The sequence below is a fragment of the Streptomyces sp. XM83C genome, from assembly GCF_023072675.1.
GTDB classification, from domain to species: Bacteria; Actinomycetota; Actinomycetes; order Streptomycetales; family Streptomycetaceae; genus Streptomyces; species Streptomyces thermocoprophilus.
This window is the reverse complement of the sequence record NZ_JALLGL010000055.1, coordinates 1-25,623: the sequence shown is the minus strand read 5'-3', so window position 1 is coordinate 25,623 and position 25,623 is coordinate 1. Positions and strand designations below refer to the sequence as shown.

The 25,623-nt window shown below is 70.0% G+C and carries 22 protein-coding genes and 1 pseudogene; 22 read left to right on the top strand and 1 reads right to left on the bottom strand.

The window, feature by feature from the left end; all coding sequences use genetic code 11:
• The first annotated feature begins 212 nt into the window (after positions 1-212).
• From MTQ10_RS09390 to clpX, 3 genes are all read left to right on the top strand, one after another.
• Positions 213-824, top strand: coding sequence for an ATP-dependent Clp protease proteolytic subunit (locus MTQ10_RS09390; protein WP_247464525.1), 612 nt, complete (start codon positions 213-215; stop codon positions 822-824).
• A gap of 145 nt (positions 825-969) precedes the next feature.
• Positions 970-1,650 carry an ATP-dependent Clp protease proteolytic subunit gene (locus tag MTQ10_RS09385; RefSeq protein WP_247464521.1) on the top strand — a complete coding sequence of 227 codons (681 nt, stop codon included), beginning with the start codon at positions 970-972 and terminating at the stop codon, positions 1,648-1,650.
• Positions 1,651-1,819: 169 nt separating this feature from the next.
• Complete coding sequence (clpX, locus tag MTQ10_RS09380) at positions 1,820-3,106, top strand: ATP-dependent Clp protease ATP-binding subunit ClpX (RefSeq protein ID WP_247464519.1); 1,287 nt, start codon at positions 1,820-1,822, stop codon at positions 3,104-3,106.
• A 70-nt stretch (positions 3,107-3,176) separates the two neighbouring features.
• On the opposite strand, the gene MTQ10_RS09375 is transcribed toward clpX, so the two are convergent.
• Positions 3,177-4,130: a hypothetical protein gene (locus tag MTQ10_RS09375; RefSeq protein WP_247464517.1), complete on the bottom strand. Its 954-nt coding sequence runs from the start codon at positions 4,128-4,130 to the stop codon at positions 3,177-3,179.
• 137 nt (positions 4,131-4,267) lie between these two features.
• Here MTQ10_RS09375 and MTQ10_RS09370 point away from each other — a divergent pair, with 137 nt between their 5' ends.
• The 19 genes and pseudogenes from MTQ10_RS09370 to MTQ10_RS09280 form a co-directional block, all read left to right on the top strand.
• Entirely contained in the window at positions 4,268-6,892 is a 2,625-nt protein-coding gene (locus MTQ10_RS09370) for a valine--tRNA ligase (protein WP_247464514.1), read from the top strand.
• A 206-nt stretch (positions 6,893-7,098) separates the two neighbouring features.
• On the top strand, positions 7,099-8,610 hold the full coding sequence (gene folC / locus MTQ10_RS09365; protein ID WP_247464511.1) for a bifunctional tetrahydrofolate synthase/dihydrofolate synthase: 1,512 nt from the start codon (positions 7,099-7,101) through the stop codon (positions 8,608-8,610).
• An 8-nt stretch (positions 8,611-8,618) separates the two neighbouring features.
• Positions 8,619-8,993: a DUF4233 domain-containing protein gene (locus tag MTQ10_RS09360; protein WP_247464508.1), complete on the top strand. Its 375-nt coding sequence runs from the start codon at positions 8,619-8,621 to the stop codon at positions 8,991-8,993.
• A 67-nt stretch (positions 8,994-9,060) separates the two neighbouring features.
• Positions 9,061-9,474, top strand: coding sequence for a nucleoside-diphosphate kinase (gene ndk / locus MTQ10_RS09355; protein ID WP_247464506.1), 414 nt, complete (start codon positions 9,061-9,063; stop codon positions 9,472-9,474).
• 315 nt (positions 9,475-9,789) lie between these two features.
• The gene (locus MTQ10_RS09350) at positions 9,790-10,809 is read left to right on the top strand and encodes a rod shape-determining protein (protein WP_103782377.1); all 1,020 of its coding nucleotides are present in this window, start codon (positions 9,790-9,792) and stop codon (positions 10,807-10,809) included.
• Between the two features lie 159 nt (positions 10,810-10,968).
• On the top strand, positions 10,969-12,027 hold the full coding sequence (gene mreC, locus MTQ10_RS09345) for a rod shape-determining protein MreC (protein WP_247464503.1): 1,059 nt from the start codon (positions 10,969-10,971) through the stop codon (positions 12,025-12,027).
• A gap of 15 nt (positions 12,028-12,042) precedes the next feature.
• Positions 12,043-12,714 carry a rod shape-determining protein MreD gene (gene mreD, locus MTQ10_RS09340; protein ID WP_247464500.1) on the top strand — a complete coding sequence of 224 codons (672 nt, stop codon included), beginning with the start codon at positions 12,043-12,045 and terminating at the stop codon, positions 12,712-12,714.
• A gap of 332 nt (positions 12,715-13,046) precedes the next feature.
• A complete protein-coding gene (mrdA, locus tag MTQ10_RS09335; RefSeq protein WP_247464497.1) occupies positions 13,047-15,311 on the top strand; it encodes a penicillin-binding protein 2 in 2,265 nt (754 codons plus the stop codon).
• Complete coding sequence (rodA, locus tag MTQ10_RS09330; protein WP_247464494.1) at positions 15,308-16,507, top strand: rod shape-determining protein RodA; 1,200 nt, start codon at positions 15,308-15,310, stop codon at positions 16,505-16,507. The genes mrdA and rodA overlap by 4 nt, the downstream gene beginning before the upstream one ends.
• Positions 16,508-16,573: 66 nt before the next feature.
• On the top strand, positions 16,574-18,079 hold the full coding sequence (locus tag MTQ10_RS09325; RefSeq protein ID WP_247464491.1) for a CYTH and CHAD domain-containing protein: 1,506 nt from the start codon (positions 16,574-16,576) through the stop codon (positions 18,077-18,079).
• A gap of 113 nt (positions 18,080-18,192) precedes the next feature.
• On the top strand, positions 18,193-20,142 hold the full coding sequence (locus MTQ10_RS09320) for a TIGR03960 family B12-binding radical SAM protein (RefSeq protein WP_247464489.1): 1,950 nt from the start codon (positions 18,193-18,195) through the stop codon (positions 20,140-20,142).
• Positions 20,143-20,498: 356 nt separating this feature from the next.
• A complete protein-coding gene (locus MTQ10_RS09315; protein WP_247464487.1) occupies positions 20,499-20,714 on the top strand; it encodes a hypothetical protein in 216 nt (71 codons plus the stop codon).
• The gene (locus MTQ10_RS09310; protein ID WP_247464484.1) at positions 20,701-21,210 is read left to right on the top strand and encodes a DUF6879 family protein; all 510 of its coding nucleotides are present in this window, start codon (positions 20,701-20,703) and stop codon (positions 21,208-21,210) included. Before MTQ10_RS09315 ends, MTQ10_RS09310 begins: the two co-directional genes overlap by 14 nt.
• Positions 21,192-22,040 (top strand): helix-turn-helix domain-containing protein, encoded by an 849-nt coding sequence (locus tag MTQ10_RS09305; RefSeq protein WP_308404554.1) that lies wholly within the window; start codon positions 21,192-21,194, stop codon positions 22,038-22,040. Before MTQ10_RS09310 ends, MTQ10_RS09305 begins: the two co-directional genes overlap by 19 nt.
• Positions 22,041-22,297: 257 nt before the next feature.
• A complete protein-coding gene (locus tag MTQ10_RS09300; RefSeq protein ID WP_247464482.1) occupies positions 22,298-22,522 on the top strand; it encodes a DUF7848 domain-containing protein in 225 nt (74 codons plus the stop codon).
• Positions 22,523-22,863: 341 nt separating this feature from the next.
• Positions 22,864-23,025, top strand: coding sequence for a hypothetical protein (locus MTQ10_RS09295; protein ID WP_247464480.1), 162 nt, complete (start codon positions 22,864-22,866; stop codon positions 23,023-23,025).
• Positions 23,026-23,082: 57 nt separating this feature from the next.
• Entirely contained in the window at positions 23,083-24,279 is a 1,197-nt protein-coding gene (locus MTQ10_RS09290) for a hypothetical protein (RefSeq protein ID WP_247464478.1), read from the top strand.
• 46 nt (positions 24,280-24,325) lie between these two features.
• Positions 24,326-25,123 carry a TIGR03936 family radical SAM-associated protein gene (locus MTQ10_RS09285; protein WP_247464476.1) on the top strand — a complete coding sequence of 266 codons (798 nt, stop codon included), beginning with the start codon at positions 24,326-24,328 and terminating at the stop codon, positions 25,121-25,123.
• 262 nt (positions 25,124-25,385) lie between these two features.
• Positions 25,386-25,623: pseudogene (locus tag MTQ10_RS09280) on the top strand (hypothetical protein); the annotation flags it as partial.

Genomic DNA, 25,623 nt, shown 5'->3' with positions numbered 1-25,623 from the left:
GCCCGCCCCCCTGCGGAGCGGACCTGACGCGCTGCGGAGCGCTACGCCCCCGGCGAACACTCCCATTCCCGGGATTCCCTGAAGGGACCCGCGCGTTAGGGTCCATGAATACGAGGGCAGGGGAGTCCCCGAGATCGACTCCCGCCCCGCAGGGAAACGTGAGACGGCCCGGCGCCGTCGCAAGACGAGCAGGTGGATACGTGACGAATCTGATGCCCTCCGCCGCCGGCGAGCCTTCCATCGGCGGTGGCCTCGGCGACCATGTCTACAACCGGCTGCTCAACGAGCGGATCATCTTCCTCGGCCAGCCAGTCGACGACGACATCGCGAACAAGATCACCGCACAGCTGCTGCTCCTTGCCGCCGACCCGGACAAGGACATCTACCTGTACATCAACAGCCCCGGCGGTTCGATCACGGCCGGCATGGCGATCTACGACACCATGCAGTACATCAAGAACGACGTGGTGACGATCGCCATGGGCCTCGCGGCCTCCATGGGTCAGTTCCTGCTCAGCGCGGGCACCCCCGGCAAGCGCTTCGCGCTGCCCAATGCCGAGATCCTGATTCACCAGCCGTCCGCCGGTCTCGCCGGTTCGGCCTCGGACATCAAGATCCACGCCGAGCGGCTGCTGCACACCAAGAAGCGCATGGCCGAGCTCACGGCCCTGCACACCGGCCAGACGGTCGAGCAGATCACCCGCGACTCCGACCGCGACCGCTGGTTCGACGCCTACGAGGCCAAGGAGTACGGCCTCATCGACGACGTGATCGCCACGGCCGCCGGCATGCCGGGCGGCGGCGGCACGGGGGCGGGCTCCTAGGGCCGTCGAGCGGCCCCAGGGGCGCCCAGCGGGCCCCCGGCGGCCGACACGCCCGTGAGGGCCTCACAAGGCCCCCGGGACCGCCCGGGCCGCCCGAGGCCCACAACACCCCAAGCCACCGCCCCAGCCCCTCTCAGGAGACACCGTGAACGACTTCCCCGGCAGCGGCCTCTACGACCGTACGCGCGCCGAATACACCGGCCCCACGGCCGAGTCCCGCTACGTCATCCCGCGCTTCGTGGAGCGCACCTCCCAGGGCATCCGCGAGTACGACCCGTACGCGAAGCTCTTCGAGGAGCGCGTGATCTTCCTCGGCGTCCAGATCGACGACGCCTCCGCCAACGACGTCATGGCGCAGCTGCTGTGCCTGGAGTCGATGGATCCCGACCGGGACATCTCGGTCTACATCAACAGCCCCGGCGGTTCCTTCACCGCGCTGACGGCGATCTACGACACGATGCAGTTCGTCAAGCCGGACATCCAGACGGTCTGCATGGGCCAGGCGGCCTCCGCCGCGGCCGTGCTGCTGGCCGCCGGCACGCCCGGCAAGCGCATGGCGCTGCCGAACGCGCGTGTGCTGATCCACCAGCCGTACAGCGAGACCGGCCGCGGCCAGGTCTCCGACCTGGAGATCGCCGCGAACGAGATCCTGCGGATGCGCTCGCAGCTGGAGGAGATGCTGGCCAAGCACTCCACCACGCCCATCGAGAAGATCCGCGAGGACATCGAGCGCGACAAGATCCTCACGGCCGAGGACGCCCTCGCGTACGGCCTGATCGACCAGATCATCTCCACCCGGAAGATGAACAACGCCGCCGTCCGCTGACCGGACCGGTATTGTCTACCGCCCCTTGGTGCGGTCCACGTCAAAGTGAACCGTGCCAAGGGGGGCCCTAACGGGGGGCCCGGCAAGGTACCGTCGGACATAAGGCAGCACCAGGAGCCGCTGGACAGCAAGGTGTCCAGTCGTCTCCCAGGCGAAGGGGAAGCACACCGTGGCACGCATCGGTGACGGCGGCGATCTGCTCAAGTGCTCGTTCTGCGGCAAGAGCCAGAAGCAGGTCAAGAAGCTCATCGCAGGCCCCGGTGTGTACATCTGCGACGAGTGCATCGATCTCTGCAACGAGATCATCGAGGAGGAGCTGGCCGAGACCAGCGAGGTGCGCTGGGAGGAACTGCCCAAGCCCCGGGAGATCTACGAGTTCCTGGAGGGCTATGTGGTGGGCCAGGAGGCGGCCAAGAAGGCGCTCTCCGTCGCGGTGTACAACCACTACAAGCGTGTCCAGGCCGGTGAGAACGGCGGCGCCGGCAGCCGCGAGGACGCCATCGAACTGGCCAAGTCCAACATCCTGTTGCTGGGCCCGACCGGCTCCGGCAAGACGCTCCTCGCACAGACCCTGGCCCGCATGCTGAACGTGCCGTTCGCGATCGCCGACGCGACCGCGCTGACGGAGGCCGGCTATGTCGGCGAGGACGTCGAGAACATCCTGCTGAAGCTGATCCAGGCGGCCGACTACGACGTCAAGAAGGCCGAGACGGGCATCATCTACATCGACGAGATCGACAAGGTCGCCCGTAAGAGCGAAAACCCGTCGATCACCCGCGACGTGAGCGGCGAGGGCGTACAGCAGGCCCTGCTGAAGATCCTCGAGGGCACCACGGCGTCGGTGCCCCCGCAGGGCGGCCGCAAGCACCCGCACCAGGAGTTCATCCAGATCGACACGACGAACGTGCTGTTCATCGTGGGCGGCGCCTTCGCCGGACTGGAGAAGATCATCGAGGCGCGGGCCGGCGCCAAGGGCATCGGCTTCGGCGCGACGATCCGCTCCAAGCGCGAGCTGGAGTCCAAGGACCAGTTCGAGGACGTCATGCCCGAGGACCTGGTCAAGTTCGGCATGATCCCCGAGTTCATCGGCCGGCTCCCCGTCATCACCAGCGTCCACAACCTGGACCGCGAGGCCCTGCTGAAGATCCTCGTCGAGCCGCGCAACGCCCTCGTCAAGCAGTACCAGCGTCTGTTCGAACTCGACGGCGTGGAGCTGGACTTCGAGCGCGAGGCCCTGGAGGCCATCGCCGACCAGGCCATCCTCCGCCAGACCGGCGCCCGCGGCCTGCGCGCCATCATGGAGGAAGTCCTCATGTCGGTGATGTACGAGGTGCCGTCCCGCAAGGACGTGGCCCGCGTCGTCATCACCGCCGACGTCGTCCACTCCAACGTCAACCCGACCCTCATCCCCCGCGACGCCCGCGGCCGGGGCCCGGGCGAGCAGAAGACGGCCTGACACCACAGAGCACGCGGAAGGGGCCCCGGTCGACCGACCGGGGCCCCTTCCGCGTGCTGCTGCCGGAGCGTCAGGAGGACTTGACGCGCACATCCTTGCGGAACTTCGCGCTCACGTCGGCCGCGCCCGACAGATCGGCCGGCTTGCCCGCCGCCATCGTGGCGTAGTCGACCGGCATCACGACGCCCAGCGTGCTGTGGTCACCCCAGATGCACACCGCCATGTGGATCTCCTTGGGCCCGGACGCGCCAGAAGAGTCCTCGTTGTTGACCTTGGCCTCCTGGCACTTCATCACCGCGTTGTCCAGAGCGCTCGGCTCGAACTTCTGCGGGCTGCCGACGAGCTCACCGTCGTCGTCCTTCGCCGACTTCTCCTTCATCTCGGCGAACATCGCGTCGACGACCGCCTCCGGGTCCTCGATCTCCCCGTACACGCCCATGAACTTGAGCGCCTTCATGGACAGCGGGTTGCTCTTGTCCCCGGACTGGTACGTGGCGTCCGCGTCCTGGGCGTTCTTCACACCGTGCTTCTCGGCGTCCTTCAGGTCCTCCTTGCTGAAGCCGCCGCTGTCGTCGGTGGCGCTCTTCTTGTACGACCCGTCCAGCACCCTCGTCGGCGTCGTCAGCTTGTGCGGGCCGTCGTCGGCGATGTCCGAGCCGCTGCTGCTGCCGCTGCCGTTGCCGCCGATGAGGAAGTACGCGCCCACCGCGATCGCCGCCACGACCGCCACCGCGCCGATGATCAGGCCCGTCTTCTTGCCGCCGCCGGCCGGCGCCGGGGGCTGCGGCACGCCGTACGGCTGCTGCGGGGGCACGCCCGGGGCCTGCTGCGGGTAGCCGTACGCCGGCTGCGGGGCCTGCGGCTGCTGCGGGTAGCCGTACGCCGGCTGCGGGGCCTGCGGCTGCTGGGGGTAGCCGTAGCCGGGCTGGGGCGCCTGCGGCTGCTGGCCGTAAGGACCCGGCTGACCGTACGGACCGGGCTGCTGGGGCTGCCCGCCGTACGGGCCCGGCTGGTTCTGACTCATTGCTGGGTTCCCCTCCAGATGCTTATGCGTACCTGACATCCTGAACCAGCCCCTGTCCCGGCACCGCACCGGGGGATCGACCGTTACAGAACAAACGCGTTTCGGGACACGGTCGTGACGCCTCTAAACTGACCCCCGTGACCGAGAACGCTCAGCAGCAGCCATCAGCGCCCACGACAGAACTGCCGACCCAGTACGCGCCGGCCGATGTAGAGGGGCCGCTGTACGAGCGCTGGGTAGAGCGGGGTTACTTCGAGGCGGACGAGAAGAGCGACAAGCCGCCGTACACCATCGTCATCCCGCCGCCGAACGTCACCGGCAGCCTCCACCTGGGCCACGCCTTCGAGCACACCCTCATCGACGCCCTCACCCGCCGCAAGCGGATGCAGGGCTACGAGACGCTGTGGCAGCCCGGCATGGACCACGCCGGCATCGCCACCCAGAACGTCGTCGAGCGCGAACTGGGCAAGGAGGGCAAGTCCCGCCACGACCTCGGCCGTGAGGCGTTCGTCGAGCGGGTCTGGCAGTGGAAGGCCGAGTCCGGCGGCCAGATCAGCGGCCAGATGCGCCGCCTCGGCGACGGCGTCGCCTGGTCCCGTGAGCGCTTCACCATGGACGAGGGCCTCTCCCAGGCCGTCCAGACCATCTTCAAGCGGCTCTACGACGACGAGCTGATCTACCGCGCCGAACGGATCATCAACTGGTGCCCGCGCTGTCTGACCGCCATCTCCGACATCGAGGTCGAGTACCAGGACGACGAGGGCGAGCTCGTCTCCATCCGCTACGGCGACGGTGACGACAGCATCGTCGTCGCCACCACCCGCGCCGAGACGATGCTCGGCGACACCGCCGTCGCCGTCCACCCCGAGGACGAGCGCTACAAGCACCTCGTCGGCCGCGAGATCGAGCTGCCGCTCACCGGCCGTCGTATCCCCGTCGTCGCCGACACGCACGTCGACCCTGAGTTCGGCACCGGCGCCGTCAAGGTCACCCCGGCGCACGACCCGAACGACTTCGAGATCGGCCAGCGCCACGGACTGCCCTCGCTCGCCGTCATGGACGAGCACGCGGTCATCACCGCGCACGGCCCCTTCCAGGGCCTGGACCGCCTGGAGGCCCGCTCCGCGCTCGTCGCCGCGCTGCGCGCCGAGGGCCGGATCGTCGCCGAGAAGCGGCCCTACGTCCACTCCGTCGGCCACTGCTCGCGCTGCAAGACCACCATCGAGCCGCGCCTGTCCATGCAGTGGTGGGTCAAGGTCGGCCCGCTCGCCAAGGCCGCCGGTGACGCGGTCCGCGAGGGCAAGGTCAAGATCCACCCGCAGGAGATGGAGAAGCGGTACTTCGACTGGGTCGACAACCTCCACGACTGGTGCATCTCGCGGCAGCTGTGGTGGGGCCACCGCATCCCCGTCTGGTACGGCCCGAACGGCGAGGTCGTCTGCGTCGGCCCCGACGAGGAGCCGCCGAGCGGCGAGGGCTGGCACCAGGACACCGACGTCCTCGACACCTGGTTCTCCTCCGGTCTGTGGCCCTTCTCCACGCTGGGCTGGCCCGAGCAGACCGAGTCGCTCGCGAAGTTCTACCCGAACTCCGTCCTGGTCACCGGCTACGACATCCTCTTCTTCTGGGTCGCCCGGATGATGATGTTCGGCCTGTACGCGATGGACGGCACCCCGCCGTTCCACACCATCGCCCTGCACGGCATGGTCCGCGACCAGTTCGGCAAGAAGATGTCGAAGTCCTTCGGCAACGCGGTCAACCCGCTGGACTGGATGGACAAGTACGGCTCCGACGCGCTCCGCTTCACCCTCGCGCGCGGCGCCAACCCCGGCGTCGACGTCCCGATCGGCGAGGACTGGGTCCAGGGCTCCCGCAACTTCGCCAACAAGATCTGGAACGCCACCCGCTTCGCCCTGATGAACGGCGCCACGGTGGAGGGCCCGCTGCCGCCCGCGGAGAAGCTGTCCGCGACCGACCGCTGGATCCTGTCCCGGCTGAACTCCGTCGTCGCCGAAGTCGACGCCTACTACGACGACTTCCAGTTCGCGAAGCTCTCCGACGCCCTGTTCCACTTCGCGTGGGACGAGGTGTTCGACTGGTACGTCGAGCTGTCCAAGACGACGTTCCAGGCGGGCGGCGAGGCCGCCGAGGTCTCCAAGCGCGTCCTCGGCGAGGTCCTCGACGTCACGCTGAAGCTGCTGCACCCCGTCGTCCCGTTCGTCACCGAGACGCTGTGGACCACCCTCACCGGCGGCGAGTCCGTCGTCATCGCCGACTGGCCGAAGGACTCCGGCTTCCGCGACGCCGACGCCGAACGGGAGATCGAGACGCTCCAGCAGGTCATCACCGAGGTCCGCCGCTTCCGCGCCGACCAGGGCCTCCAGCCGGGCCAGCGGGTCCCCGCCCGCCTCACCCTGGAGGGCTCGGCGCTGGCGCCGCACGAGGCGGCCGTCCGCCAGATGCTGCGCCTTCAGCCGGAGGGCGAGAACTTCACCGCCACCGCCACCCTGCCGGTCGCCGGTGTCGAGGTCGCCCTCGACCTGTCCGGCGCCATCGACGTGGCGGCGGAGCGCAAGCGGCTCGCGAAGGATCTGGCCGCCGCGGAGAAGGAGAAGGCCCAGGCCACCGCCAAGCTCGGCAACGAGGCCTTCCTCGCCAAGGCACCCGACCACGTCGTCGAGAAGATCCGCGGTCGCCTCGCCAAGGCGGAGGAGGACATCACCCGCATCCAGGCCCAGCTGGACCGCCTGCCCTCCGCCTGACCGGCACCGCCCGGACCCCGGCCCCGGCCGGACCACCGGCACCGCGCAGGCGCCGGACCCCGGCCCCGGCCGGAACACCGGCACCGCGCAGGCGGGCGCGCGACCGGCAGCCGCCGGCGAGCGGACGACCACCAGGAAGGCCCCCTGAGCCCCGCCCCAGGGGGCCTTCGCCCGTCTCTGTCGGTGTTGCTCCGTAGACTGGGCCCGTGAGCGAAAACCCCGGCAACGACCAGCCCGACCCCCTCGACTCCTTCGACGAGATCATCGAAGCGGAGACCACCCGCGACCCCGACCTCGCGGTCATCGAGGCCGGCAGCCGCACCCTGCGCACCCAGGGCGGCCCGCCCGAGGCCGACGTGCCCGGCCGCCCCGAGGACCCCGAGGTCGACAAGGCGCTGCGCGAGGTCGAGACCGAGCTGGCCACCCGCTGGGGCGAGACCAAGCTGGAGCCGTCCGTCTCCCGGATCTCCGCGCTCATGGACGTGCTGGGCGAGCCGCAGCGGTCGTACCCGTCGATCCACATCACCGGCACCAACGGCAAGACGTCCACCGCCCGCATGATCGAGGCGCTCCTCGGCGCGTTCGAGCTGCGCACCGGCCGCTACACCAGCCCGCACGTGCAGTCGATCACCGAGCGGATCAGCCTGGACGGCGCGCCGATCGCGGCGGAGCGGTTCGTCGAGACGTACCGCGACATCCAGCCGTACGTGGAGATGGTCGACACCGCGCAGGAGTACCGCCTGTCGTTCTTCGAGGTGCTGACCGGCATGGCGTACGCCGCCTTCGCCGACGCGCCCGTCGACGTGGCCGTCGTCGAGGTCGGCATGGGCGGCTCCTGGGACGCCACCAACGTCATCGACGGCGACGTCGCCGTGGTGACCCCCATCGACCTGGACCACACCGACCGGCTGGGGGAGACGCCCGCCGAGATCGCCGGGGAGAAGGCCGGCATCGTCAAGCGGGACGCGACCGTCATCCTGGCGCAGCAGCCGGTGGAGGCCGCCCAGGTCCTGCTGAAGAAGGCCGTCGAGGTCGATGCCACCGTGGCCCGCGAGGGTCTGGAGTTCGGTGTCGTCTCCCGGCAGGTCGCCGTAGGCGGGCAGCTGCTCACCCTGCGCGGCCTGGGCGGCGAGTACACCGAGGTGTATCTGCCGCTGCACGGCGCCCACCAGGCACACAACGCGGCGGTGGCGCTCGCCGCCGTCGAGGCGTTCTTCGGCGTGGGCGCCCAGCGCGCGGAGCCCCTGGACATCGACACCGTCCGCAAGGCGTTCGCCGCGGTGTCCTCGCCGGGCCGGCTGGAGGTCGTACGCCGCTCGCCGACCGTCGTGCTGGACGCCGCGCACAACCCGGCCGGCGCGCGGGTCACGGCCGAGGCGATCGGGGAGGCGTTCCAGTTCAGCCGGCTCATCGGGGTCGTCGGCGCGAGCGGCGACAAGAACGTGCGCGGGCTGCTGGAGGCGTTCGAGCCGGTCTTCGCGGAGGTCGTGATCACGCAGAACTCCAGTCACCGCGCCATGGACGCGGACGAGCTGGCCGCGATCGCCGTGGAGGTGTTCGGCGAGGACCGCGTCCAGGTCGAGCCACGGCTGCCGGACGCCCTGGAGGCCGCCATCACCCTCGCCGAGGAGGAGGGCGAGTTCGCCGGCGGCGGCGTCCTCGTCACCGGCTCCGTCATCACGGTGGGCGAGGCCCGCCTGCTGCTCAAGAAGGGCTGAGGTCACCCGTGCGTACGCTCTGCTCCTCGACGCTGATCGGCGAGTTCTTCCTCATCGGGTTCGCCGGGCTCGTCGCGATGAAGGATCCCGACCTGTCCACGTCCACGGTGTGGACGGTCAGCGGCATCGCGATGCTGCTGTGCGTGCTGCTGTGCGGGTTCGTCACCCGGCCCGGCGGCATCGCGCTCGGCTGGGCGTTGCAGATCGCGCTGATCGCCTCCGGGATCTTCGTACCGCTGATGTTCTTCATGGGCGCGGTGTTCGCCGCCCTGTGGTGGGCGTCGGTCCACTTCGGGCGGAAGGTCGACGAGGCGAAGGCGAGATTCGCGGCGCAGGGCGGTACCGCGCCGGGCGCGGGCCCCTCTACACCTGACGCTGTGTGACAGCCATCCCGACACGCCCTGTAACCTTCGTCCCACCGCACACCGGCAGTGAGTAAGGAGTCCTCCCGTGACCCAGCGCACCCTCGTCCTCCTCAAGCCCGACGCCGTCCGTCGTGGCCTGACCGGCGAGATCATCAGCCGTATCGAGCGCAAGGCCGGCTGGCAGATCACCGCGCTGGAGCTGCGGACGCTGGACCAGGAGACGCTGGAGCAGCACTACGGCGAGCACAAGGGCAAGCCTTTCTACGAGCCGCTGGTGGAGTTCATGTCCTCCGGCCCCGTCGTCGCCATGATCGTCGAGGGTGAGCGGGTCGTCGAGGGCGTGCGCCAGCTGGCCGGCCCGACCGACCCGATCGCCGCCGCGCCCGGCTCGATCCGCGGCGACTACGGCGTGATCGTCCGGGAGAACCTGATCCATGCCTCCGACTCCGAGGAGTCCGCCGAGCGCGAGGTGAAGATCTTCTTCCCGGGCCGCGCCTGAAACGCCGACGCAAAGGTTCGGGGAATTTTTTTCTGAGGGACTGTCACCTCGTCCCGAGCCCGAGCACCGGGACGGCCGTACGTTTTCGGCCGTCCCGTCGGCATATGCGGTGCCGATCGGGGGAACGCGTGCCCCCGTTGGCTCGTCTCCAAAGGCGAGGGCCCGCGTCATCTGCTGACAATGGCGGAGACCCTCGCGCAGTGTTCGCGCAAGCGCCACTACGATGGAAGCCTGCACGTCACAGCACCCACCTCGCCGACCTGAAAAGCCCTCACAGCTCGCGGGAAGGCCAGACGAATCCTGATGGGGAACTCAATGTCGTTCATCGGCCGTGACATGGCTGTCGACCTCGGGACCGCCAACACGCTGGTGTACGTCAGGGGTCGCGGGATCGTACTCAACGAGCCGTCCGTCGTCGCGATCAACACCAACACCGGTGGCATCCTCGCGGTCGGCGCCGAAGCGAAGAAGATGATCGGCCGCACGCCGGGCAACATCGTCGCCGTGCGTCCGCTGAAGGACGGCGTGATCGCCGACTTCGAGATCACCGAGCGGATGCTCCGCTACTTCATCCTGAAGATCCACAAGCGGCGGTATCTCGCCCGGCCGCGTGTCGTCGTGTGCGTGCCCTCCGGGATCACCGGGGTGGAGCGCCGTGCCGTCATCGAGGCGTCGACCCAGGCCGGCGCCCGCCAGGTGCACATCATCGAGGAGCCCATGGCCGCGGCCATCGGCTCCGGCCTGCCGGTCCACGAGGCCACGGGCAACATGGTGGTCGACATCGGCGGCGGCACCACGGAGGTCGCGGTCATCTCCCTCGGCGGCATCGTCACCGCCCAGTCCATCCGCGTCGCGGGCGACGAGCTGGACAACGCGATCATCCAGCACGTGAAGAAGGAGTACTCGCTCCTGCTGGGTGAGCGGACGGCCGAACAGATCAAGATCACGATCGGTTCGGCGTACGACCTCGACACCGACGAGCACACCGAAATCCGCGGCCGGGACCTCGTCTCCGGGCTGCCCAAAACGGTCGTCATCTCCGCGGCGGAGGTCCGCAAGGCGATCGAGGAGCCGGTCAACGCGATCGTCGACGCGGTGAAGACGACGCTGGACAAGTGCCCGCCGGAGCTGTCCGGCGACATCATGGACCGCGGAATCGTTCTGACCGGCGGCGGCGCCCTGCTGCGCGGGCTGGACGAGCGGCTGCGGCGTGAGACCGGCATGCCGATCCACATCGCGGAGGACCCGCTGGACAGCGTGGCGCTCGGCTCCGGCAAGTGCGTCGAGGAGTTCGAGGCGCTGCAGCAGGTGCTGGACGCCGCGCCGCGCAGATGAAGTAACTCTTCGGTTCCGCCGTACGAGATGATCTCCTCTCGTGCGGCGGAACGTCGATATAGAGGCATAAGCTCCCCAAGCGAGGCCCCTGGGGGACTGTCCTGGGGTCGTCGCATTCCTTGACCCGAATTCCAATGAGGAAGGGCACGGCCGCCGCACGTGAGGGACACACGAGAGAGCCGGCTGCTGCTGGTGCTGCTGATCGCCATCGCGTTCGCGCTGATCACGGTGGACATCCGCGGCGGTGAGGACTCGCCGGTCGACGGTGCCCGCAGGGCCGCGGCGACGGTCTTCGGCCCGATCGAGAACGGCGTGTCCTCGGCGGTGAACCCGGTCGGCAACGCCATCTCCGCGGTCCGTGACTCCGGTGAGCGGCACGACCGGCTCGCCCAGCTGGAGAAGGAGAACGCGGCTCTCAAGGCGAAGCTCGGCAGCGACGACCGCAACCGCAGCCGCCTCAACCAGCTCGACAAGATGCTGAAGGTCGCCGGGGCCGGGCAGTACGGCATCAAGGGCGCGGAGGTCATCGCCATAGGGGCGGCGCAGGGCTTCTCCTGGACGATCACCATCGACATCGGCGCCGACGACGGCATCACCCGTGACATGACCGTCCTCAACGGCGACGGGCTCGTCGGCCGTGTCACCACCGTCGGCCCGAACACCTCCACGGTGCTGCTGGCCAACGACCCCGACTTCACCGTCGGCACCCGTATGGAGGGCAGCGACGAGCTGGGCTTCGCCTCCGGGCAGGGCGACCGGCCGCTGCGGGTGGAGCTGCTGAACGGCAAGGCCGAGGTGAAGAAGGGCGACCGGCTGGTCACCTTCGGCTCGCAGGCCGACAAGCCGTTCGTGCCGGGCGTCCCCGTCGGTGTCGTCTCCCGTGTCGACCCGTCCGGCGGCGGCCTGACCCGCACCCTGTACGTCACGCCGTACGTGTCCTTCACCAAGCTCGACATCGTCGGTGTCGTCGTCGAGGCGCCGAAGAAGGACCCGCGCGACACCGTGCTCCCCGCCAAGCCGAAGCCGACCCCCACCCCGACGGTCACCGTCACCGTGACACCGGGCGCCACCGCGCCGGGCGACGGGCAGCAGGACGGCGTCACCGCCGACGGACAGCAGGGACGCAACGACCCGTCCGTGCAGGGCGTGCAGCCCGGCGCGACCCAGCCGCCCATCGGTGGCGACCAGCAGCAAGACGGCCAGCAAGAGCTGCAGTAGGAGCTGACTACTTCCATGCGTGTCAACCGGATCCTGCTCTCCACGGCCCTGGTCGTCGTCGCCCTCGTGGTGCAGGTGAGCGTCCTCGCCCGCCTGCACCTGCCCGGCGCCGTGCCCGACCTGCTGCTGCTCACCGTCCTCGGCCTCGCCATGGTGTACGGCCATGTCGGCGGCGCCCTGATCGGGTTCGGCGCCGGACTCCTCGCCGACCTCGCCCCGCCCGCCGACCACGCGGCCGGGCGGTACGCGCTCGTGCTGTGCGTCATCGGCTATGCCGCCGGGCTGATCAAACCCGAGACCGGGCAGGTCAAATCGGCCACCGGGCCCATGATCACCGTGGTGGCGGCGGCCATCGGGTCCACGCTGCTGTACGCCGGGGTGGGCGCCCTCGTCGGCGACACCGCCGCCCGCCACGTCGGGCTGCCCGGCCTGCTGTTCACGGCCGCCCTGTACGACCTGCTGCTGGCGCCGTTCGTCGTCCCCGGCATCATGGCGCTGGCCCGCCGCGCGGAGAACGACCCGCTCGCCGAGACCAACTCCTCCGGCAAGAGCGCGGACATCTCCTCCGGCTGGGTGTCCGGCGGCACCGGTCTGAAGATCGGCGGGCAGCGCGGCGGACTGCGGGTGAAGGCGGCCCGCGCCCGCACCGCACGGGCCGGGCGCATCAAGGGAGTGAAGCGGCTGTGAGCGGGGTCGGCCACGGCGCGGGGTGCGTGGGGGAGTCCACCGGGGGAGCGGCAGGGAGCACGGCGGTGACAACCGGTGCGGAGGCCGCCGGGAGAACCGCCGGGAAGTACGCCCGGAAGTTCGCCCGGAAGTTCACCGGGACGGGTGAACGGGCGTGGAACCGGGCGGACGGAGTCGCACGTTCATCGCTCGGACGCACGCGGCACCGCCGTCCCCGCAGGCTCGCGGGGCTCTCGCACCGCACACCGTCCGCATCCCGGCCGCCGTCCGTGACACGGCCCGTATCGCCGTCCGTTTCGCCGTCCGCGCACTGAAAGGGGGAGGCAGCCGCAGTGACCAACATTCCGGAGACCGGCCGGACGCCACGCGTCCAGATCCGGCTCGTCGTCATCCAGATCCTCGTCCTCTCCCTGCTCGGCACCCTCGGCGGGCGCCTGTGGTACCTCCAGATCCGTGAGGGCGCCGAATACGCCAAGCAGGCCTCCGGCAACCACGTCCAGCAGGTCGTCCAGCCCGCGGTGCGCGGTTCGATCCTGGACGCCCGGGGCGTGCCCCTCGCGGACAACGAGACCCGGCTGGTGGTCTCCGCCTCCCGGACGGAGCTGCTGAAGCAGAAGGACGACGGCAAGGCGGTCCTCACCAAGCTCGCGGGCGTCCTCGGCATGGACCCGCAGGAGGTCATGCTGAAGGTCAGGCTGTGCGACGCGAAGACCCCCCAGCCCTGCTGGAACGGCTCGCCCTATCAGCCGATCCCCATCACCGACGAGGCCACCCCGAAGCAGGCCCTGCAGATCCGCGAGCGCTCCGAGGACTTCCCCGGCATCACCGCCGAGCCGGAGGCCGTGCGCCGCTACGCGAGCCCCGGCAAGTCCAACACCGCTCAGGTGCTCGGCTACCTGTCGCCGGTCACCGACGAGGAGATCCAGCAGGCCAAGGACTCCGACTCGCCGTATCTGCGCTCCGACCAGGTCGGCCGCTCCGGCCTGGAGCGGCAGTACGACAAGGTGCTGCGCGGCAAGGCCGGCGTGACCCGGTACGAGGTGGACAACCTCGGCCGTGTCATCGGCCAGGCCAAGGCCGACCCGGCCCAGCCCGGCGCCAACCTGGTCACCAGCATCGACGCCCGCGTGCAGCGCGTCGCGGAGTACGAGCTGGACCAGGCGATGAAGGAGGCCCGCCGGCAGTTCGACAAGATCACCGGCAGCTACTACAAGGCCGACTCGGGCGCCGTCGTCGTCATGGAGGCGAAGACCGGCCGGATCGTCGCGATGGCCTCCGCCCCGACCTACGACCCGAACGTGTGGGTGGGCGGCATCTCCTCCAAGGACTACGCCAAGCTCACCGGCAAGGACTCGAACTACCCGCTGCTCAACAGGGCCATACAGGGTCAGGCGGCGCCCGGTTCGACGTTCAAGGTGGTCTCCACGGCCGCCGCGGTGGAAGCCGGGTACGACTTCGACGGCCGCTACCCCTGCACCAGCTCGTACTCCGTCGGCGGCCAGGTCTTCAACAACTTCGAGGGCGAGAACTTCGGGCCGATCTCCCTGGGCCGCGCCCTGGAGGTCTCCTGCGACACCGTCTTCTACGGCCTCGCGCACAACGAGTGGAAGAAGGACGGCGGCATCAACCCGAAGAAGGGCCAGCCCAAGGACTACTTCTTCAAGGCCGCCCACCAGTTCGGCCTCGGCAAGGAGACCGGCGTCGACCTGCCCAACGAGGTCACCGGCCGCGTCCCGGACCGCGCCTGGAAGCAGTCCTTCTGGGAGGCCAACAAGGACTACTGGTGCAAGACCGGCAAGAAGGACGGCGACTACGTCGAGAAGATCGCCTACGAGAACTGCCTCGAAGGCAACAAGATGCGCGCCGGTGACGAGATCAACTACTCCATCGGCCAGGGCGACACCCTCGTCACGCCGATCCAGGAGGCCGTGATCTACGGTGCCCTCGCCAACGGCGGCACGATGCATGCGCCGACCATCGGCAAGGCGATCATCAGCGCCGACGGCAAGACCGTCACCGAGATCAAACCGAAGGTCACCGGCAAGCTGCCGATCAGCCAGGCCACCCTCAAGGGCATGGACGAGGCCCTGGCCGGTGTGGTCACCCGCGGTACGGCCGCGTGGAAGTTCGGCGGCTGGCCGCAGGACAAGATCGAACTGCACGCCAAGACCGGTACGGCGGAGGTCTACGGCAAGCAGACCACGTCCTGGCTCGCCACGTACTCGAAGGACTACACGGTGATCATGACGATCGCCCAGGCCGGTACGGGTTCGGGCGCCTCCGGTGAGGCGGTGCGCAACATCTACAGCGCGCTGTACGGCGTGCAGCCCGACGGGAGCATCGACAACAAGAAGGCGCTGCTGCCGCAGCCCCAGAAGGGTCTGCCCAAGGTCCGCACGGACGGCACGGTCGCCTCCCCGAAGATCTCCAAGGACCCCGCCAAGGACCTGCGGGACATGCAGAAAGCGGCCGAGGAGGGCACGAGCACCTCGCAGGACGGCACTCTGCCCGGCGCCACCACACCCACGTCCACCGCGGGCAACCGTGACACCCGCAGGCGCCAGCGCCGGCGCGGAGGCCGCAGGAGGCTGACATGACCGGAGCCAACAGCTTCTCCGTCTCCGGGTACGGGCCGGAGCGCGGGGGCTGGACGCGGATCTTCGCCCGCGACTCCGTCGCCCGCCGCCTCGACTGGCCGATGCTGCTCGCGGCGCTCGCGCTGTCGTTCATCGGCTCGCTGCTGGTGTACTCCGCGACCCGCAACCGCACCGAGATCAACCAGGGCGACCCGTACTTCTTCCTCATCCGGCATGTGATGAACACCGGCATCGGGCTCGCCCTGATGATCGGCACGGTCTGGCTCGGCCACCGCACCCTGCGCAACGCCGTGCCGTTCCTGTACGGCATCTCGGTGCTGCTGATCCTGCTGGTGCTGACCCCGCTCGGCTCGACCGTCAACGGCGCCCACTCCTGGATCGTGCTCGGTGGCGGTTTCTCCCTCCAGCCGTCCGAGTTCGTGAAGGTCACGATCATCCTCGGGATGGCGATGCTGCTGGCGGCCAGAGTGGACGCGGGCGACAAGCCGTACCCCGACCACCGCACGGTGCTCCAGGCGCTGGGCCTTGCCGCCGTACCGATGCTGATCGTGATGCTCATGCCCGACCTCGGGTCGGTCATGGTGATGGTCATCATCGTGCTGGGCGTGCTGCTCGCCTCCGGCGCCTCCAACCGTTGGGTGCTCGGCCTGATCGGCGCCGGCGTCCTCGGCGCCGTCGCCGTGTGGCAGCTGCACATCCTCGACGACTACCAGATCAACCGGTTCGCCGCGTTCGCCAACCCGGACCTGGACCCGGCGGGCGTCGGCTACAACACCAACCAGGCCCGCATCGCCATCGGCTCCGGCGGCCTGACCGGCGCGGGCCTCTTCCACGGCTCGCAGACCACCGGCCAGTTCGTCCCCGAGCAGCAGACCGACTTCGTCTTCACCGTCGCCGGTGAGGAACTGGGCTTCGTCGGCGGCGGCCTGATCATCGTGCTGCTCGGCGTGGTCATGTGGCGGGCCTGCCGCATCGCCCGGGAAACCACCGAGCTGTACGGCACGATCGTCGCCGCGGGCATCGTCGCCTGGTTCGCCTTCCAGTCCTTCGAGAACATCGGCATGACCCTCGGCATCATGCCCGTCACCGGTCTGCCGCTGCCGTTCGTCTCCTACGGAGGCTCCTCGATGTTCGCGGTATGGGTCGCCGTGGGCCTGCTCCAGTCGATCAGGGTGCAACGGCCCATGTCCGCCTAGGACATCCGCCCGGACACCACGCCCGCTCGCTGGTGGCGGCCGTACGGCTGCCACTAGATTTCGTACATGGCGGACACGAAACGGGAGATCGAGCGCAAGTACGAATCCGAAGGCGCGGGGCTTCCCGACCTGACCGGCGTCGCCGAAGTCGCGACCGTCCTCGACCGAGGCACCGCCGAACTGGACGCCACCTACTACGACACCGCCGACCTGCGCCTCGCCGCCTCCTCCGTCACCCTGCGCCGCCGCACCGGCGGCTCCGACGCCGGCTGGCACCTGAAGTTCCCCGTCGCCCCCGGCGTCCGCGACGAGATCCGCGCCCCCCTCAGCGACGACGTGCCCGCCGAACTCGCCGCCCTGGTCCGCTCCCGCGTCCGCCACGCCCCCCTGCTGCCCCAGGTCCGGCTGCGCTCCCGCCGCGACGTCCGCCACCTCCTCGACGCCGACGGACGGCTCCTCGCCGAGGCGAGCGAGGACACCGTGCACGCCGAACGGCTCACCGGCGACCACCGCCGCGCCCACTGGACCGAGATCGAGATCGAACTCGCCGACGACGGCGACCCCGCCTTCCTCGACCGGCTGGAGAAGCGGCTGCGCAAGGCCGGCCTCCACCCGTCCGGCTCCGCCTCGAAACTCGCCCGCGCCCTCGAAGAGATCACCCCCGGCAAGGACCCCCGACGGCACGCCGAGCCCCGCCCGCCGGTCACCGCGGGCGACCACGTGCTGGCGTACGTCCGCGCCCAGCGGAACACCCTCGTCGAACTCGACCCGGCCGTACGGCGCGATGTCGAGGACTCCGTGCACGGCATGCGCGTCGCCACCCGCAGACTGCGCGCCGCGTTCCGCGCGTACCGCAAGGTCCTCGACCGCACCGTCACCGACCCGATCGGCGCGGAACTGAAATGGCTCGCGGAGGAACTCGGCGCCGGCCGCGACCAGGAAGTCCTCGCCGCCCACCTCACCACCGCCCTCGACGACCTGCCGCCCGCCCTGGTCACCGGCCCGCTCCGCGACCGCCTGCACACCTGGTCGGCGGTACGCCACGAGGCGGCCCGCCGAAGACTGACCGACGCCCTCGACAGCGAACGCCACCTCGCCCTCCTCGACGCCCTGGACACGCTGCTCGCGGACCCGCCGCTGCGCCCCGCCGGCACACGCGCACCGAAGAAGGTCCTCACCAAGGCCGTACGCAAGGAACTCACCCGGCTCACCACGCTCGTCGACCACGCCCTCGACCTGCCGCCGGGCCCCGAACGCGACCTCGCGCTGCACGAGGCCCGCAAAGCGGCCAAACGCACCCGCTACGCAGCCGAAGCCGCCGCCCCCGCCCTCGGCAAACGCACCGAGAGACTCATCGGCTCGGTGAAGGCCGTACAGACCCTGCTCGGCGACCACCACGACAGCGTCATGGCCCGCGCCGCCCTCCACGACCTCGCCGAGAGGGCCCGCGCCGCGGGCGAGGACACATTCACGTACGGGCTGCTGTACGGCAGGGAGGAACGCCGGGCGGAGCGCGCCGAGCGGGAGCTGCCCGGCCTGTGGGCGCCGGTGGTGCGCGACACGGCCCTGTGACGTACACGGGGCCGCCCCGGCGTGCCGCGGCCGTCCCGCCGGACGTACGGAGCGCTGCCCCGACCGGGTTAGGCTAGATGGTCACCCCTGTCAGCACACGAAGGTTCGTCGAGATGCCTGCCGAAACGCCTGCGGCCGCCGAGTCTGTGTTTCCGCAGCTCGAAGCTCTGCTCCCGCATGTGCAGAAGCCGATCCAGTACGTCGGCGGAGAGCTCAACTCCACGGTCAAGCCGTGGGACGCCTGCGACGTCCGCTGGGCGCTGATGTACCCGGACGCGTACGAGGTCGGGCTGCCCAACCAGGGCGTGATGATCCTCTACGAGGTGCTCAACGAGCAGGAGGGCGTCCTCGCCGAGCGCACCTACAGCGTGTGGCCGGACCTCGAGGCGCTGATGCGCGAGCACGGCGTCCCCCAGTTCACCGTCGACAGCCACCGCCCGGTGAAGGCCTTCGACGTGCTCGGCCTCAGCTTCTCCACCGAGCTGGGCTACACCAACATGCTCACCGCCCTGGACCTCGCCGGCATCCCGCTGGAGGCGAAGGACCGCGGCCTGGACGACCCGATCGTCCTCGCGGGCGGGCACGCCGCGTTCAACCCGGAGCCGATCGCCGAGTTCATCGACGCGGCCGTCATCGGCGACGGCGAGCAGGCCGTCCTCGACATCACGAGGATCATCCGCGAGTGGAAGGCGGAGGGCCGCCCCGGAGGCCGCGAGGAGCTGCTGCTGCGCCTGGCGAAGACCGGCGGGGTGTACGTGCCGGGCTTCTACGACGTCGAGTACCTGCCCGACGGCCGTATCGCCCGTGTCGTACCGAACCGCAGCGGTGTGCCGTGGCGGGTCAGCAAACACACGGTGATGGACCTCGACGAGTGGCCCTACCCCAAGCAGCCGCTGGTCCCGCTCGCCGAGACCGTGCACGAGCGCATGTCGGTGGAGATCTTCCGCGGCTGCACCCGAGGCTGCCGCTTCTGCCAGGCCGGCATGATCACCCGCCCGGTGCGTGAGCGGTCCATCACCGGTATCGGCGAGATGGTCGAGAAGGGCCTGAAGGCGACCGGCTTCGAAGAGGTCGGCCTGCTGTCGCTGTCCTCCGCGGACCACAGCGAGATCGGCGACATCGCCAAGGGCCTCGCCGACCGCTACGAGGACGACAAGATCGGCCTGTCGCTGCCGTCCACCCGCGTGGACGCCTTCAACGTGGACCTCGCGAACGAGCTGACCCGCAACGGCCGCCGCTCCGGCCTGACCTTCGCCCCCGAGGGCGGCTCCGAGCGCATGCGCAAGGTCATCAACAAGATGGTCTCGGAGGACGACCTCATCCGGACCGTCGCCACGGCCTACGGCAACGGCTGGCGGCAGGTGAAGCTGTACTTCATGTGCGGTCTGCCCACCGAGACCGACGAGGACGTGCTCCAGATCGCCGACATGGCGACCCGCGTCATCCAGAAGGGCCGCGAGGTCTCCGGCTCCAACGACATCCGCTGCACGGTCTCCATCGGCGGTTTCGTGCCCAAGCCGCACACCCCGTTCCAGTGGGCGCCGCAGCTTTCCGCGGAGGAGACCGACGAGCGCCTCGCCAAGCTCCGCGACAAGATCCGCGGCGACAAGAAGTACGGCCGCTCCATCGGCTTCCGCTACCACGACGGCAAGCCCGGCATCGTCGAGGGCCTGCTGTCCCGCGGCGACCGCCGCGTCGGCGCCGCCATCCGCGCGGTGTACGAGGACGGAGGCCGCTTCGACGGCTGGCGCGAACACTTCTCCTACGACCGCTGGATGAACTGCGCCGAGAAGGCCCTCGCCCCGTACGGCGTGGACGTCGACTGGTACACCACCCGCGAGCGCACCTACGAGGAGGTCCTGCCCTGGGACCACCTCGACTCGGGCCTCGACAAGGACTGGCTGTGGGAGGACTGGCAGGACGCCCTCGACGAGACCGAGGTCGAGGACTGCCGCTGGACCCCGTGCTTCGACTGCGGCGTCTGCCCCGCGATGGACACCCACATCCAGATCGGCCCCACGGGCAAGAAACTCCTGCCGCTGACGGTCAAGAATCCCTCATGACCAGCGGCGATGCAGCCCGGCAGGTGGCTGAGCCACTCGCCGGTCCGACCGTGTAGGAGCGCGCCGAGATGCTTCGTACGCTCGGCGCGAGGAGGCGCGAGCAAGCGCCCCGTGCCGTGCGGCGTACGCCGCTGTTCGCGCCCCGAAGAGCCGAGAGCATCGCGTCTTCGGTCGAGTGGGTGTGATCGATGAGAGGCGTTCGGACAGCGACAGTCCGGCGCCTCTCACTCGTTGCGGGGTGCGGTTCTCGCGCGGGTGAACGACTTTCCTGTTCCGGAAAGCCAGGGATCTTGACCCCGCTGCCCGCCGGTCGGAAGCATCGATCGGGACACTGACTGTCGACGTGAGGGGAAGCCGTGGGCGCACCGCTGCGGAAGCTGTCGGGAGACCCGGACTGCAAGAACGGCACGTGCCCGACGCTCTGGGGTACGGACGACGGCAAGAACTACGTGGTGCAGGGTTACGTGATCACGGACCCTGAGCGGCTGGCGCAGCTCGACCTGCCCGAGGGGGAGACGGCCGTCATGATCCCGGCCGCAGTCCTTGAGGAGTACTTCCGTGCTCGCGGGTGAGGAGTTCGGTCGTCTCTTCGAGACCTTCGAGCGCACGGCCTTCCGGCTGGAAACGCTCGCTGTCTACGACGTTGACGAAGAGCGCGAAGAGATCGCGCGGTTCCTCGCGGGTGAGGACATGGGGCCGGACTGGGACGACAACCCGTGGGTGCGCTCGATGACGGACAAGGGCAAGAGCGTGGCGCGTGTGCACGTCCTGCGTTCCCCGCTCACGGACTACCTCCGGTACGAGCTGGCCGCATACCCCGGCAACGTCAAGGCAGGCGAGTCCATCGGGATCATCGATCTCGCCGAACAGGAAGTGACGGGCCTGCCCGATCACGACTTCTGGCTCTTCGACGACCGCGACGTGTACCGGATGCACTACACCCCCGAAGGCAAGTTCGTCGGCGGTGAGCTGTTGCCCGCTGACCGACTCGTGGAGTACCAGGGCTACCGCGACGTGGCGCTCACCCACGCCGTGCCGTTCGCGTCCTATTGGGAGCGGCACCACTGACCACGGACTCGATCGGGAAAGCCCTGCGGGCGCTGCGGGAGGCATCGGGACTGACCGGTGACGCGGTGGCCCGCAGGACTTCCATGTCTGCGGGAAAGCTCTCGAAGATCGAGAACGGCAGGACTCTGCCTACGGTCCAAGACGTCGACCTGATCCTTACAGCACTCGATGTCTCGTCCGACGCGAAGGAACAGTTCCTCGCGACCGCCCGGGCTGAGGCCACGGAGGCCACAGCGTGGCGCCTGCTGCGCCGCATGGGACCGTGGAAGCATCAGAACACCATCAAGGCCATCGAGAGCAGCACAGCCCTGCTCAGGCTGTTTCAGGGACAGCTCATCCCCGGACTCCTCCAGACTCCGGAGTACGCCACAGCGGTTTTCTCCTTGCCGCCCGTGCTGCCGGAGGAGACCAGGGCTCGAACAGTGGCTGCCAGGCTGGAGCGGCAGGCGACGCTTTACGAAGACGGCCGCTCGTTCCACTTCGTCATCTGCGAGCACGTCCTGCGGTGGCTGGTCTGCGAGCCGGCCGTCATGGCTACCCAACTCGACCGGGTCGTGTCCCTGTCCCGGCTCCCCAACGTGAGCATCGGCGTCGTGCCGCTGACCGGCCGGATGCCTGATTTCCCCATGACGTGCTTCAGCATCCACGATGACCGGCTCGTGATCGTGGAGACGTTCCACTCGGAGATCACCACGCGCGAGCCCAGGGACGTACAGACGTACGTCGAGACCTTCGAACGCTTCGCCGCTGTGGCGCTCTACGGCGACGACATGCGCGCACGTGTCGAGAGCATCCGAGACGAGTTCTTGCCTCAACAGGAAAGGGGGTAGGGACACATGGCCAGAGCGCCAAGGATGGATCGCATGACATCCGAGCCGGGAGGTTGCGCATGATGGCACCCAGACAGCAGGGCTCCACGCTCTCGCCCTTGCAGCGGGAGCCTGCGCCCGTGCCCGGCTGTTCGGAGTGTCTTCGGCTGGCCAATCGTCGGCAGAACGCCCGGTCCGAGTCGGACCACAGCGCGGTGACGGACGCGAACGTGTACCTGCGTCGGCACCTGAAAGCGCAGCACGGGGAGGGTTGAGCGATGGCCACGCGCTCCGTGCTGCGGCATGTGAGACACCGGATCACGCAGCACCCGGACACGGACGTGACGTTCGAGGCGGAGTGTCTGTGGTGTGAGTGGAAGGCGACGCCTTCGACGGACGGCGCGGCGGTCGACGTGGAGTGCATGAGTCACACCGGCCGGAGTGGGCACAAGGGCTTCCGGCGTATCTGCACGTCGTTCGCGATGGTGGTCCGGGACGAGTGACCGGCACCCCCTCCAAGGCGCCCCTGTGCTGGCCCCTGTCGGCTTCCCCCGTGGTCGACAGGGGCCGTCCCCTCCGAACTCCTGTACGCGCTCCACAGGGGCGCAGGAAGGCTTGTGATGCGACGGCTGAGGGTGTTGGTCCCGGTGCTCGCCGAGCACCCCAGCGGGCCGCGTGTCCTGATGGTGAGGGACTTGGTCACCGGGGAGTGGTGCTTGCCTGGTACCGAGGCACCCGAGGGTGCGGCCCTCTCGGAGGTAGGGGCGCGGGCACTGGAGCGGTCGCCGCCGAGCTGTACTGCCCGCCTCTCGTCCCCGGCGGCTCACTGGCCCGGTTCCGGGCGATGACCTGGCGGCGGATGCGGCCCGCGCTGGAGGCCACCGGCCGCGTGGACGCCGGTGTCGTCGACGAGGCGCTCGCCTGTCTGTCCTCGCCGCGGCTCGCCGAGGTCGCCCCCGGCATGTTGCAGGCCTGGGGCCGTCGCCGTAGCGGCAGCCCCTCGTGACGGCATCGCAACACAGCGGACGGATCCACGGCCGGCGTCGGCCGCGTCGTGAAAGGCATGGAACCGCGCAAGTCCCTGCCCCCGGCCGAGCAGCCCGAAGGCTGCCTGGTCGCCGCTGTCCGGCTGCCCGTGAGGATCGTCGTGCTCGTCCTCGTCGTACCGGTGCGGATGGTGTGGGACGCGCTCGTCGCGGGCGGGCGGGTGCTCCGGGACACCGTGCTGCGGCCCGCCCGGCGGGCGGCGCAATGGGTGGCGCGCGCCGTGTTCGTGTGGCCGTTCGTGGGGCTGTGGCGGTATGTGCTGGTGCCGTCGGGCCGGGGCCTCGCCCGGCTCGGGCATGTGCTGCTGGTCGTGCCGGCGGTGTGGCTGTACGCGCGGGTGCTGACCCCGGTCGGGCGGGCGCTGGTGTGGCTGGCGTGGGCGGTGTTCGTGTGGCCCTTCGTGTCGCTGTGGCGGTACGTCCTCGTGCCCACGGGCAAGGCCCTCGTGCGGCTCGGGCACGTGCTGCTCGTCGTGCCCGCCGTGTGGCTGTACCGCGACGTCCTCACCCCCGTGGGGCATGCCCTGCGGTGGCTGCTGCTGGGCATCGGCCGCGGACTCGCCGCCCTCGGCACCTGGACGTACGCGGCCGTCGCCCGGCTCGTGCGGTACCTGATCGTCGTGCCGGCACTGTGGCTGTACACCTGGGTGCTCGCACCCACAGGGCGGGCGCTGCTGTGGTGCGCGCGCGCAGCGGCCCTGGTCGTCGAGGCGGTCGTCGCCGGGATCGGTGCCGCCCTGTACCGGACCGGCCGGGTGCTGTTCGTGCTGCCCGCGCTCGCGGTCTGGCGGTACGTCCTGGTGCCCGTGGGACGGTTCGTCGCCGTCGTCGCACGGGAGATCGGCGACGCCCTCGGACACGCCTGGCGTATCGCAGGGTACGTCTCGCAGGCCGTCGGACGGTTCCTCGGCACACTCTTCCGGTGGATCTTCGTCGAACCGGTCCGCTGGGTGTACCGCAGCGTCCTCACCCCCGTCGGTCACGCCGTGCGCGACGCCGTCCTGCGCCCCGCCGCACAGGCGGCACGCAGCGTCGGACGGGGCGTCCGGCAGGCCCTCGCCGCCGCCCGCGACACCGCCCGGCAGACCCGCGCCGAGCTGCGGCGCGCGCTGTTCGGCGCGCCCCGGCGGGCGTACGAGGCGGACCGCCGGGAACCCGTGGGCCGCGACACACGTACTCTTGGTAGCAGTACGACCGCTCTCACGAAGGACTAGGACACTGGGCAAGCGACAGCCCGAAGGCCCGCCGCCCGCACCCGCGGTGCAGCGCATCCGACTGCGCTACACCAAGCGCGGCCGCCTCCGGTTCACCAGCCACCGTGACTTCCAGCGCGCCTTCGAGCGCGCGTTGCGCCGCGCCGAGGTGCCGATGGCGTACTCGGCGGGGTTCACGCCGCACCCGAAGGTGTCGTACGCCAATGCCGCACCCACCGGCACGGGCAGTGAGGCGGAGTACCTGGAGATCGCTCTGACACAGCACCGCGACCCGGAGACCCTCCGGGTCCTCCTCGACGAGTCGCTGCCCGCCGGGCTCGACGTCGTCGAGGCGGTCGAGGCCCGCACCTCGGGCCTCGCCGACCGGCTGACCGCCTCCGTCTGGGAGCTGCGCCTCGACGGCGTCGACCCGGCGGAAGCGGAACGCGCGGTGGCGGCGTTCAACGCGGCCGGCACCGTCGAGGTGCAGCGTCTGACCAAGAACGGCATGCGCACCTTCGACGCCCGCCCGGCCGTGGTGAGCCTCGCGACGAGCACATCGCCCGAAACACAGAGTGCGCAGGCTGATAGGCCCGGCGACCAGCCCTGTGCGATACTGCGGCTGGTTGTTCGGCACGTGACGCCTGCCGTACGACCCGACGACGTCCTGTCCGGTCTCCGCGCCGTGGCCGACCTGGCGCCGCCGGTCCCCGTAGCGGTGACCAGGCTGGCGCAGGGGCTGCTCGATGAAGAGACCGGCACGGTGACCGACCCGCTCGCGCCCGACCGCGAGGCAGCACAGGCCCTTACGACGGCCGCCCCCGCTGCCGCCGCGACGGCGTCGGCGCCGGAAGGTTCCGCGTAGGGACGGACGTCGAAAGCGCCGCCCTCGTACTCGGGAGCCACCTGGGTCGGGCAGCGCACCGACCAGAAGACTTTCGCCAGGCCGTACCGACAAGGCGTACGGAACCGGCGAGACAGGACACAGAGAGCTCCCGTGCGGCGCCCGCGCCCCGGACGGCGGCCCACGCGCACAGCGCGAGCCGCGGACGTCACCGGCCGTCGGTCCTCATGACCGACGCCGGACCAGGTGCGGCGCCCGGGAGCCTGACGGGAGAAACGCCCGCATGCTCGAGCCGACCGAACCCACAGAGTCCTCCACGGGCTCCGAACCGAACACCCCCAGCGACACCCTGCCGCCGCGCCGCCGGCGGCGCGCCGCGTCCCGCCCGGCCGGACCCCCGGCCGTGAGCACCTCCGACGCGCCCGCCGAGACGGTCGAGCCGGCCATACCGGCCACCGACACGACCGGCGTCGGCGCCGCCCGGACCGACGAGGCCGCCCCGGCCGCCGCCGAGGCCGCGC

Excerpts from the sequence above, each read along its gene's own strand:
- MTQ10_RS09390 (WP_247464525.1), top strand. The coding sequence starts at position 213 with ATGCCCTCCGCCGCCGGCGAGCCTTCCATCGGCGGTGGCCTCGGCGAC.
- MTQ10_RS09375 (WP_247464517.1), bottom strand. The coding sequence starts at position 4,130 with ATGAGTCAGAACCAGCCGGGCCCGTACGGCGGGCAGCCCCAGCAGCCC.
- MTQ10_RS09350 (WP_103782377.1), top strand. The coding sequence starts at position 9,790 with ATGTCGTTCATCGGCCGTGACATGGCTGTCGACCTCGGGACCGCCAAC.
- mreD (WP_247464500.1), top strand. The coding sequence starts at position 12,043 with ATGCGTGTCAACCGGATCCTGCTCTCCACGGCCCTGGTCGTCGTCGCC.
- rodA (WP_247464494.1), top strand. The coding sequence starts at position 15,308 with ATGACCGGAGCCAACAGCTTCTCCGTCTCCGGGTACGGGCCGGAGCGC.
- MTQ10_RS09325 (WP_247464491.1), top strand. The coding sequence starts at position 16,574 with ATGGCGGACACGAAACGGGAGATCGAGCGCAAGTACGAATCCGAAGGC.
- MTQ10_RS09320 (WP_247464489.1), top strand. The coding sequence starts at position 18,193 with ATGCCTGCCGAAACGCCTGCGGCCGCCGAGTCTGTGTTTCCGCAGCTC.
- MTQ10_RS09300 (WP_247464482.1), top strand. The coding sequence starts at position 22,298 with ATGGCCACGCGCTCCGTGCTGCGGCATGTGAGACACCGGATCACGCAG.
- MTQ10_RS09295 (WP_247464480.1), top strand. The coding sequence starts at position 22,864 with ATGACCTGGCGGCGGATGCGGCCCGCGCTGGAGGCCACCGGCCGCGTG.
- MTQ10_RS09290 (WP_247464478.1), top strand. The coding sequence starts at position 23,083 with ATGGAACCGCGCAAGTCCCTGCCCCCGGCCGAGCAGCCCGAAGGCTGC.